Origin of the sequence: Methanosarcina spelaei (assembly GCF_002287235.1) — an archaeon.
GTDB classification, from domain to species: domain Archaea; phylum Halobacteriota; class Methanosarcinia; order Methanosarcinales; family Methanosarcinaceae; genus Methanosarcina; species Methanosarcina spelaei.
This window is the reverse complement of sequence record NZ_LMVP01000059.1, coordinates 1-11,530: the sequence shown is the minus strand read 5'-3', so window position 1 is coordinate 11,530 and position 11,530 is coordinate 1. Positions and strand designations below refer to the sequence as shown.

Annotated in this window: 6 protein-coding genes; all 6 read left to right on the top strand. The window is 37.1% G+C overall.

The annotated features are described in order from the left end of the window. The first annotated feature begins 239 nt into the window (after nucleotides 1–239). The 6 genes from ASJ81_RS04710 to ASJ81_RS04685 all read left to right on the top strand — a co-directional run bounded on the left by ASJ81_RS04710 (nucleotide 240) and on the right by ASJ81_RS04685 (nucleotide 10,661). On the top strand, nucleotides 240–1,388 hold the full coding sequence (locus tag ASJ81_RS04710) for a hypothetical protein (RefSeq protein ID WP_095643478.1): 1,149 nt from the start codon (nucleotides 240–242) through the stop codon (nucleotides 1,386–1,388). Nucleotides 1,389–1,413: 25 nt separating this feature from the next. Then, nucleotides 1,414–2,583, top strand: a complete 1,170-nt coding sequence (locus tag ASJ81_RS04705; RefSeq protein WP_095643477.1) for an ABC transporter permease — start codon at nucleotides 1,414–1,416, stop codon at nucleotides 2,581–2,583. A 178-nt stretch (nucleotides 2,584–2,761) separates the two neighbouring features. Further along, nucleotides 2,762–3,931, top strand: coding sequence for an ABC transporter permease (locus ASJ81_RS04700; protein WP_095643476.1), 1,170 nt, complete (start codon nucleotides 2,762–2,764; stop codon nucleotides 3,929–3,931). A gap of 241 nt (nucleotides 3,932–4,172) precedes the next feature. Then, nucleotides 4,173–4,856, top strand: a complete 684-nt coding sequence (locus tag ASJ81_RS04695) for an ABC transporter ATP-binding protein (protein WP_095643475.1) — start codon at nucleotides 4,173–4,175, stop codon at nucleotides 4,854–4,856. A 2,110-nt stretch (nucleotides 4,857–6,966) separates the two neighbouring features. Then, on the top strand, nucleotides 6,967–10,203 hold the full coding sequence (locus tag ASJ81_RS04690; protein WP_245859799.1) for a PAS domain-containing protein: 3,237 nt from the start codon (nucleotides 6,967–6,969) through the stop codon (nucleotides 10,201–10,203). A 38-nt stretch (nucleotides 10,204–10,241) separates the two neighbouring features. Then, nucleotides 10,242–10,661, top strand: coding sequence for a response regulator (locus ASJ81_RS04685; RefSeq protein ID WP_095643474.1), 420 nt, complete (start codon nucleotides 10,242–10,244; stop codon nucleotides 10,659–10,661). Nucleotides 10,662–11,530: the final 869 nt, after the last annotated feature.

Genomic DNA, 11,530 nt, shown 5'->3' with positions numbered 1-11,530 from the left:
GGGAAGTTTTCCATCCCCGCAGCAAGCTAGCGGGGTATTCGACTGAAATAAAATATATGCACTAATACTTTAAGTGAACAATGTTCAAAACATTTATTAATAAGTTGTATGCATAAAAGATTAGTAGAATTTTATACAAAGTCCAGAAATAATTCAATATTTTTAATTGAAGTGCATTTCAATAAATTTTATAAATACTTTTTAATAATTATCATAATACAGAACCGGGGTAAAAGACAATGAAAACTGCACTTTTTTTACTTATTTTTTACCTTATATCAGTTTTTCCGGCCTCTGCATCCGAGAATTCTCACACTGAAGAAATGAATACAGCGCACATAGCCGATCTTTATAGCGATCTGGAGTCCTTTGATATAACCCTTTACTCAGACCAGTCAGAAAACAACTTGAGTCTTGAGGTGCTTCTTGTCAGATCCATGGGAACAAACGAGAAAACACTTGACAAACAGGTACTTCCAATAGATAATATTCCTGCAAATAAACAGGTGACAAAGGTTGGTTTCTGGAATGTCGGAAGTTCCGAACGCGGAGCTTATAAGTTAAAGGCCAGGCTTCTTGAAGGAAATAAGGCTCTCTCAGAGGCTAAATATAATTTTGCTTACGCCACCAACTCTGCATTAAGGCTTCAGGTCAATGACCTGGTTGCTAACTCCCAGGGAATTAGTGTCGCACTCTCTCCAAAAGAAGCCTCACTTTTTGATATAGAATATATGCTTGTAAACGGTTCGGATGTTGTTTATACAACAAAAACTGAAAAATTATCACTTACCAGCGCTCCTGATATTTTTTCCGCTCCCTGGGGTACACTTCTTGAGAACAATAAAGAGTATACTGGAAAAGTAAAGATTCAGGTTTATTCCCCTGAAAGGGAGATCATAAGCTCAGCCGAACAATTTACTGCCAGAGACAATGCGGAGATTACCGATATCTACAAAGATGAGACTGGAGCGAGTGCTACTGTTTACGGGCGCTCTCAGGTGCCTTTTGAAGGAAGCCTTATTTTTTCGGTATACAAACTGAACACAAATTCTGAAAAAGGGAATACCAGTCTTGTTGAATCTGTCCAGCAAAAGGTTCCGGTATTGCTGAACGATGATGACGAAACCGTTGAAGTAGCCTGGAGCCACAAGCTTCCGGAAGGAATCTACAGGCTTGAAATCGAACTTCTGGGAAACGATGGTGATGCTATTGAACACAGGGAAACAGTTATCGAATCAGATCTCTCCCGGAATTCCAGAATTAGCCCGGCAAATAATACTACTTCAGAAACTGAAGCTTCAGGTGAAAACGGAACTCCAGGTTTTTCTGCGGCAGTTTTAGTTTCAGGGCTTTCTGTGATTTATATCCTTTTTAGAAGTAAAGTTTGAAACCGGATCTAAGGCTGTGAGTCCCATGCATTATGAACTCTTTATCGCACTCAGGCAGATTAGGGCAAGGAAATTCCAGACAATTCTTTCAGTTGGAGCTATAGCTCTTGCTGTGATGGTACTTACCGTTTCTCAGGCTCTTATGGTTGGTTTTACTGATGAACTTTATAATACTACGGTAAATAAACTTCCTCATGTCTCGGTATCTCCGCAAGAAGATGAGGACTATATTTACCTTTACAGAACCCTTGTTGACAATATCGAAAAAGTCGAAGGCGTTTCTGCGGTTTCTCCTTTTCTTACGGGAAAAGCTTCCTTCAGGTTCAAAACAAATTCTTATAATGCCGAGCTGAAAGGTGTTCTACCTTTAAAGGAAAATAATATCAGCGATATTGAAACTGACATGGTTGAAGGAGATTTCAGGGATCTTGAATACTCCAGAAACACAATTGTAATTGGCTCGAAACTGGCAGATAAGCTTGAGGTTAATCCTGGAGACTCGGTTAATGTGTCTTTTCCCAATGCAAACCCTCTGTCCCTGAGAGTGGTTGGAATCTTCCATACAGGCTCTCCTTTGGACGAATCCCTCACTTATACATCTCTGGATACTGCTCAGGAGTTCTACAACGTTCCGGACGTAATTAACGGTCTTTCTGTCAGGCTTGAGGATTTTAACAGGGACAGGGAAGTTGCTGCTAAGATAGAAAAGACTGGTTATAAGGCAAGAGGGTGGACAGAAACCAACCCTGAAATCCTCAGGACAATCGCGATAGAAACTACCTCCAACAATGTAATCCTTGGTCTGATTGTAGTTATTGCCTCTTTTGGAGTAGTTAGCGCTCTGAATCTTTCAGTCATCGGTGCGACAAGTCAGATCGGTATGTTAAGGGCTATGGGAGCTACTATTTTCAGTATCAGGACAATCTTTGTGCTTCAAAGCGGTATTCTGGGTTTATTAGGTGCTCTTGTTGGGACTCTTACAGGAATTGCAGCTTCTCTGGGAATAGGACAGTACGAAATGCCAGCTGCCTCCTCGGAACTTTACGGCGGCCTTACAACTATTCCCATTGTAATCAGGATAGGGGACATTCTGGTCATTATTCTTGCAGTTTTCCTGCTGAACCTTATTGCCGGGATTTATCCTGCCCAGCAGGCAGCTAAACTCGATCCTGTAAAGTCCATCAGTTCAAAGTAAATACAGAATTTATCAGTTCAAAATAAGTACACAGGCTTAAGGTTATTCCCTGGGCTTATTTAGATAAAATTATTAAACAAAGTTAAAAAATACCTCAATAGATAGGATACTCTGGAAAATAAGGAATTCTCCACTGACTAAAAACCCTAAGATGTACCATTTCCAGGAGCTAACTCAGATGTATGAATTGAAAATTGCTTTGAGGCAAGTTTTTTCCAGAAAAAAGCAAACCTTTTTTGCCATACTTGCAGTTGCCCTTGCCGTCGCTGTAATTACGGTCATGATGGCAATGCTTTCTGGATTTCAGGGAGAGCTTATAAAGTCAAGTACTGAGAATAATCCACATATTGTTATCAATCCTCAAGATGAAAAAGAAGGGTTTATTCATCTCTACAGATACAATTCAGCCCTGATTTCGGATAAAGAAGGAGTTATAGCGGTATCTCCTAAATATCTGGGTCAGGCAGCCCTGGAACATAAGGACAATGCAGAAGGTATTTCACTTCAGGGAATTGAACCTGAGGCTGAAGATAAGGTTATGCGAGTAAGCAAAGATATAGTAGAAGGGAGCTTTCTATCGCTTACCCATACAAGGCACGGAATAGTACTTGGAGATAAACTTGCGGAAAATCTTGGGGTTCAGCTTGGAGACCGGGTAGATGCTGTATTTCCGGGCTCAAAAACAACTTCTTTTAAGGTTATAGGTCTGGTCCATACAGGAACGGCTGCAGACGAGGTAACAGCTTATGCAAGACTGGACTCGGTACAGGAATTTTTCAATGAACCCGGAGTTGTAAGCACAATAGGGATCAGGGTTGCAGACCCATATAAGGCAGATAGTATTTCAAGTTCAATTGAAAGAGAAAACGAGCTTAACGCAGTAAGCTGGATAGAAGCAAATGCAGAAATTCTTAACCTCCTAAACACTCAAAAGGTTTTCGTAAACGTTTTCTATATTCTTATTTACGGGATTGCAGGCTTCGGGATTGCAAATACTCTGATTACCATTGTTGCCCAGAGAACACGAGAAATAGGTATCCTAAAAGCCATGGGAGCCTCTCAAAAAAGCATAATGATTGTCTTTCTTTTCCAGTCTGTGATTCTCGGAGCTATTGGGCTGGTTTTGGGCACTATCCTGGGTTATATTGCAACCATTACTCTGCAGAGTTATAAAATTGCAGTCCCTCAGGAGATGTATTTCGGGCTCCAGACTCTCCCTCTTGAAGTCGAACCTCTAAACTTCGTATATGCTGCTTTCTTCGCCTTCATAATTAATATAATCTCAGGTATCTACCCTGCAAGAAAAGCTGCAAAGCTTGATCCTGTAAAAGCCATAGAAAGTGCCTGATATGATATACTTTTCTCTGGTGTAAAAAAGCTGTTTATTCTGGTTTTAGCGTATAATAAATTTACAAATTTATTTGCAAACTTACTTACAAATTTATTTACAGATTTATCTACAAATTTATTTAGAAGTAATTTAAAAATTTAAGACTATTCGCTTAAAATTTGAGTAATTGCACAGTTAAAAAGAGTCAATAAAAGCTTGACTGTTTAAATCTCAATAACTCTACTGAGGCGTAGAAAATATGACAGAAGAAAGCCCAATAATCGAACTTAAAAACCTGACAAAAAGTTATAAAAACGGAATGGAATTCCGTGCTCTCGATAATGCAAATCTGAAAATAAAAAAGGGGGAATTCGTGGCAATTGTCGGACCATCAGGATCAGGCAAAAGTACACTTATGCATTTAATAGGCTTGCTGGATACTCCGAGTTCAGGCACTCTACTGATAGACAGGAATAACGTAACAAATATGTCTGACAAAGAACGTTCTGAGATCAGAAACAAGATGCTTGGTTTTGTCTTCCAATACCATCATTTGCTCCCTGATTTTACAGCCCTGGAAAATGTAATGATGCCACTTTTGATTGCTGGAAAAAAGAGGAAAGAAGCAAAGGAAACTGCCGAAAAACTCCTGAAAGAAGTAGGACTTGAAGACCGAATGGATCACAAACCAGGTGAACTTTCAGGAGGACAGAATCAGAGAGTTGCAATAGCAAGAGCATTGAGCTGTTCTCCTGCAATTGTACTTGGGGATGAACCGACAGGTAATCTCGATACAAAAACAGGTGACATGATCTACGAACTTCTCAGGCAGTTGAATAAAGAATATAATCAGACATTTATCGTAGTTACTCACAACGATGATATGGCTTTAAAAGCTGATAGAATTATCAGGCTTGTGGATGGGAAAATTACGGTTCAGTAAGGGATATGGAACATGTAAAAGGAAAGATAGTAAAAGGTTGTTGAAGCACCAGAGAAAAAAGAAACAATGGAAATTCTGGTAAAACGTCATGCGTGAATTATTTTGAAAGCGAAACTATGTGACTCTAAGACAAAGTAATATCCGATGGCGATTATAGCAATAACTACTACAAGAAGTATTAGTCTATTCATTTGTTTTGAAAATTGCACGCGCATTTTCTCCCCTTATCTTTTAAACATAATGAACATCGATTATAAAAATATTGTTATTGTCGTGTAAAGAGTGGCTGGAAAATACTAGTTGATGCCATATTCTTGGGTCAGGTTCTTGACTATGTGGCCACTGGACATATAATTTTTTTTAAAACTACCTTAGTTAAAAACATTTGAAGTTAATTTTACTTTACGGATACGCAGGTTCAAGAAAATATCAATCAAAAAACAATTGAAATCCCTGAAAAAGCAATTAATGTCATAGAAAGAATTAAAATCCTAAAAAGGAATTAAAATCTTCGAAAAACAATTAAAATCTTCGAAAAACAATTAAAACCTTCGAAAAACAATTAAAACCTTAGAAAACAATTAAAGCCTTAAAAAATAATTAAATCCCTTAAAAAGTAATTAAAGCATCAAAAGGACATCAAAACCCCAAAAAGCAACTAAAACATTGAAAACCCCTTTTAAAAGGATTAGAAAGAGCCTGGAAGAGTTTTGTTCATTTTACTGTAGCCCCCGATACAGTAATTCCGAAAACATTCCATCGTATGTTATTCGGATTGAACCTCTTCCAGGCAATTCTTTACTCACATACCCTACCAGTCACTTTCCAATTGAGTTGATCCATCCGTTTTTTCTACCGTGGTCTAAAATTCTCTTTTATCCGTTCGCTTTGATCTTTTTCTCTTCAGTTTACAAACTATAATTATTCTTAAAATTATTTAAAATAAATTATATGAAAAATTGTTTGCAAATAAAAAATACTTGCCTATAAAATGTTATTTTAACGAACAATAAATAAATAGAAAATATGATTTTATGACTCAGTATCAAAATCCAGTGACGAACATAAAATAAAAAATCACTAGATTTTGTAATTGGTCACCATCCCTGAGATACAACCTGCTTTCGGCAGGTCGACATAAAAATCCATTCAATTTTTCTATTGATATCGTTTTTTTTAGAACTTTTGATATTTAATTTAAATCAAAAATTACTAAATGTTAACCATAACATAATTAATATATATTTATAATATATGAGATAAAAGACAAATCATGCTAGATAGATAATCCGCAAGATGCTGTTTTTTAACTTAACCTACAAAAAATAACAATTAAGAATATTTAGATGTTGGAATGTGCTTGCTGCCGAATGTAGGATACAACTTTGGGATTGAAGTCTTTAGATGTCGAATATTGATTTTGATGAAAACGGGATTCTTCTTTCGAATTCAGATTTTCAATCAAGAAATGAAAAAATCACTAGATTTTGGAACAGAGTCGATTTTATTAAGAAAATATGATTTTATTATTTACTGCGCCTTTTAAAAATGAGCATCAGTTTTCATAAAAATCAACTGTAATTGACTCTAAACCAAATTCTAATTCTAAAAAGCTGACAAAGTTGTTAAAAGTAATTCGTAAAAAAATAGGAAATAGTAAACTCTCAAAATCATAAAGTTTTATGAAAACGGTTTTAAAATTAAGTGCTTTTAATATTGTTTGTTACTAAAACATAGAAGCATTTGAAATTAAAGATAATTTTCTGCAGGCTGAGAATGTTTGGGTAAACTGACAATTTGGAGTAAAACGACAATATTCTGACAGATACTTAGAAAAACTGTATCCCAATATATTCTATTTTAATCTATCTATTTTTTAAATAACTTACGAACTTCTAAAAATTCTGATAAAATCATATAACTTTTTAAATAGTGAATACATATGAGTCCATATTATTATTTTAAATTGAAGAAATTAAGAAACGTTAGGATAAAGAAATAAAGAGTGTAAAGTAGAAAAATCTCGTGATATTTCGTTTGTCTGGATTTCAATCAAGATATTGATACATACTCCCATGAGCTGGAAAATATGTAAATCAAAAATGGAGGATTGAAAATTATTAAAGGTAATAATTTACTAGAAAAAGCAGAAAAAATACCAGGAAGATATAAAGAAAAAATTATAGAGGAGCTTTCTCCAACAACCTCCAGCGTTTTCCTGAGACTCGGAAAAGAAGGAACAGTTCTTTGTGCTAGCAAGGCAGCTAATGCTCTTCTTGAATACTGGGGTATAAGAGAAGGGGAAAAAGTTCCTCAGGAGTTAAGGCACAGTATAAGAAGAGTTCTCAGACAGGAAAATTCGGAAAATCTTGAAATTCAGGCAGGGGAAACAACATATTTTGCAGTACTCTACCCTTTTCCGAAAAAGGAGTATGTAAATCTTGAAGGATTTAATATAACTTTCAAAGCCCTTACCGAAAAAAAACTTAGTAAAAAAGAAAAACAATACCGTTTCCTCAGTAACCTCTGTAACCTCTACAGGATGTCCTTAACATGCAAAAACGTTCAGAAGATTCTGGAAGAAAGTGCTCTGATTATTGCTAAAGGCCTTGATACAGAACTTTCCAGAATCCTGGAACTCAAACCTGATGGAACCTTCATTATGAGGGCAGGATATGGCTGGAAAGACAAAACCATAGACAGTGTTATCATAGAAAAGAAGTCTCAGGCAGAATGTACCCTTGTTTTGAGAAAACCGATTCTCCCGGAAGATATCGAAAACGAAACCCGCTTTGAATGCATTGAGTATCTCAGGCAATACGGAATACTCAGCGGAGTATCAGCCCTGATAGGAGATATAAGTAAGCCTTTCGGGCTAGTGGAAGTTTACAGTCGAGAAAAAAGAGAATTTACTGAGGATGATGAATATTTCCTGGATTCTGCCGCTTTTTTGTTGTCTGAGGTCATAAAACGCCTGCACTATGAGGAAGAACTCCAGATTCATCAGCAAGAACTGGAAGAGGTCGTCGAAAAAGAGACCCTTGCGTACATGGAAGCAAATGACAAACTTGTACATGAAGTAATGGAAAGAAGAAAAATCGAGAATAAACTTCAGAATAACGTGCAGTTTCTTGAAATCCTGCTTGATAGTATTCCAAGCCCTGTTTTCCAGAGGGACCTGAATGAAACATACGTAAACTGTAATGAGAGTTTCGCCAGGCAGATTATGGGGCTTCCAAAAGAAAAGGTTATAGGAGGTTCTTTTCATGAGTTTCGGAAAAAAGTTCCAAAAGAGCTTGCAGAAATATACCTTAAGGATGACAGGAACCTTATTGAAAAAGGGGGAAGCAAATATTACGAAACCAAAGTGGTCTGTGCCGACGGTGTGCACAGGGATTTTCTTTTCCACAAAGCTACCTATCAGGACAATTCAGGAGAAGTAGCCGGAGTTGTCGGAGTAATGCTTGATATAACACAGCGTAAAGAGGCTGAGGAAACCTTCAGAAAAAGTGAAGAGAAATACCGGATTGCTACCGAGCAGACCGGCCAGATCGTGTATGACTATAATACAAAAACACAGAAAGTAGATTGGGCAGGAGCTATTGTAGAGCTTACAGGTTACAACTTTGAGGAATTCCAAAAAATTAGTCCTGAAATATGGCTAGAGCATATTCATCCTGATGACCGCAAAAAAGTAATAGAAAAAGTAAGGCTCTTTTTTGAAAGAGAGGAGAAGCTAAGGGAAGAATTCAGATTCAGAAGAAAGGATGGAAATTATATTTATGTAGAGGATAGGGGAGTGCTTCTTAGGAATGAGAAAGGGAATGCATATAGACTGCTCGGAGTAATGAAAGATATAACCAAACTAAAGCTGGCTCAGGAAAGCCTTGAAAGAAGTGGAGAAAGATATCGGATTGCGACTGAACAGACAGGTCAGATAGTATATGATCATGATAGGCTCACAGGTAAAATCGAATGGGCTGGAGCCGTTAAAGAGCTTACCCAGTATAGTCCGGAAGAATTTCAGAGTTTTAACAGAAGTGACTGGGAAGCAAATATTCATCCTGATGACCGCAAGAAAACTATTGAAAAGTTGGAAAAATACAGGGAGAGAGAAGAGAGACTTACCACTGAGTATAGATTCAGAAGGAAAGACGGAAGCTATCTTTATGTAGAAGACAGCTGGATTTTCCTGAAAGATGAACAGGGACACTCTTACAGGGAAATCGGGGTAATGAAAGATATTACAGGGCTAAAACTTGCGTCGAAAAAGTTGAGAGAAAGCGAAGAAAGGTACAGATCCTTTATAGAGAATTTCAAGGGAATAGCCTTCCAGGGAGATCTGGATTTCAAACTCATTCTTTTGGAAGGAAGCGTAGAGGAAATTACAGGATACCTGAGAGAAGACTTCATTTCAGGGAAAATAAACTGGCAACAGATTGTTCTTCCTAAAGACTGGAAAAAACTTGTTAATAATAATGAAAGATTAAAGAATGATCCGCTACTTCTCATAGAGCACGAATATCGTATAAGGCACAGGGAAGGAAAAATAAAATGGGTTCGCGAGATTGTACAGAATATTTCGGACCCTAAAGGCAAGAAAAGGATCCTGCACGGCGCGATTTACGATATAACCGGACAAAAAGAAGCCGAAGAGTCTCTGAGGAAAATAGAAGAACTCCGTAAGAAAGAAATTCATCACCGCATAAAGAATAACCTCCAGGTTATTTCCAGCCTTCTGGAACTCCAGGCTGAAAGATTTAGTGAAAAGGAAGTCCTTGAGGCTTTCCGAGAAAGCCAAAATCGGATTGCCACCATGGCTATAATCCATGAGAAACTTTACAGATCAGAAAATAGCGAGACTCTTGATTTTTCGGAATATCTTCAAAAACTGACTTCAGATCTCCTTCATTCATACAATATCAGAAAGGACGACATCAAAACATTTCTGGATGTTGAAGAGATTTTTCTCGGAATGGACACTGCCGTTCCTCTGGGGATAATTATTAATGAGCTTGTATCTAATTCTTTGAAACATGCTTTTCCCCAGGGCAGAAAAGGAGAAATCCGAATAAAACTCTGCAAAGCTGAAGAGAATTTAAAGAATAAAAGTATAAGTAATATCACTAATAATAATGGTGCAAAGAGCTCAATTAATAAAAATAGTCAATATTCGCTGGTAGTTTCGGACAATGGGTTGGGTTTTCCGGAAAAACTTGATTTCAGGAGTACTGGTTCTCTGGGTCTACAGCTTGTAAACATTCTTGTTGAACAACTGAGTGGTACAATTGAACTTCAAAAAGGTTCAGAGACTAGCTTCAAAATATTATTTAAGGAAAACAACTGATTATCCAGAGGCTTATCCAATATAAAAGGGGAGATACAATGAAAAAAGCAAAAATTCTGGTTGTCGAAGATCAGAATATCGTGGCTCTCAATATTAGAAACAAACTGAAAAATCTTGGTTACACCGTGCCGGGTACTGCGTCCACAGGAGAGGAAGCAATAAGAAAAGCCGAGTTAACGAACGCAGACCTTGTTTTGATGGACATTATGTTAAAAGGAGAAATGGATGGAATTGAGGCTGCCCGTGAGATAAAAAACCGACTCAGGATTCCAGTACTATATCTTACCGCCTATACTGATGACGAAACTCTTGAAAGAGCAAAAACAACAGAGCCTGCAGGATACATCTCTAAACCTTTTAAGGAAGAGGATCTGCACAGCAATATTGAAATGGCACTTCATAAACACAGAGCCGAAAAGAAAGAAGCTGAAAAAGAAAATGAAAAGACTCCTGAGTAAATATTTACCGCAACCTTCACCACAAGCCTGGACCTGTGAAATCTCCATAAAAACTTTAGAGTAAATCCTGGACACAGAGAATTTGAAAACCAGAAAAAAGTAGAATTGAGATTGGAGAAAAATAGCAGAGGGAATAATCTCAGCCACTGGTAAAAGAATCCTCTAAACCCTATTATGTGAAAGACAAAAACACTATTTTAATTTACCTGTAACATTGAAACTGAGAAAGTTTTTATTCAGAAAGGCTTCTTTCACTAAAAACATCCTATTTACTTCCTTTTTGAATCAGTGAGACCCACAAAAAGCTGAAAATATTGACACGCTCATTCTTTAATAATATGCGTTGTCTAGCAACCGTTGCGCCGGTTGATCACGCCGATAGGGTTAGTTAGGGAATAAGTTTTTCAAATCCAAACTTTACTGGGAGTTTGCACTCAAGCCTTTTTAAAAAGGCTTGTGATCACGCCGTCAGGGTTTTGGGGGGAAGGATCTCAAATTCAAGCATTTATCGGATTTTCAATAAAATATTTTCTCAAAAGACTTGTGAGCAATAGTAATATAAATAAAAAAGAGTTTATAATAACCATATAATTTTTGGTGGTCATAAGTAACCCTGAGAGTATAAGAAGATTGGGAGTTTTCTTACTCTGCAACATAATATAACCTATAGCCTACAGTTACTTCGTTAAAGGGGAAAATCAAGATAATAGGATGCAGTTTTAGAAGTGTGCGATTTTGAACATATAGTTTTAGAGAAGCGCGACTTTAAAAATTGTTAAAAAACAGTAGATGGACAAAGAAAGGAACATAACTCAAAAATCAAATTGCGTGCGGCCACCCCACCCTAAAGGATGGGGTATGCTTCGGGC